Source organism: Curtobacterium sp. MCBA15_005 (assembly GCF_001864855.1).
GTDB classification, from domain to species: domain Bacteria; phylum Actinomycetota; class Actinomycetes; order Actinomycetales; family Microbacteriaceae; genus Curtobacterium; species Curtobacterium flaccumfaciens.
Map to the genome: position 1 here is coordinate 4,841 of NZ_MJGL01000048.1, position 272 is coordinate 5,112.

The window sequence follows — 272 nt, forward strand, 5'->3', positions numbered from 1 at the left end:
CGTCGACGAGCACGACGTCGCGGCCGTCGACGCCGGACGCACGCAGGGTCCCGACGGTCGCGGCGACGCGTTCCACCGCCGACCGCTCCTTCTGCCCCGGTCCGGATCGCCGGCGTCCGGCAGGGGTGCGGACGAGGCGCCCCGTGTGCCGGACACCACCACGGGCGAGCAGCAGCACCACCGGGTCGAACCCACGCCGTCGGGCGCCCGCCCGGGACGGCGGCACCCGGAGCACCACGGTGCCGTCCGGGGCCGCGTCGAGCGCCGCACGG

At 79.0% G+C, this 272-nt stretch carries 1 pseudogene; it reads right to left on the bottom strand.

Annotated features, from left to right (window positions below):
• Positions 1-272, bottom strand: a pseudogene (locus BIU89_RS18645) (hypothetical protein); the annotation flags it as partial.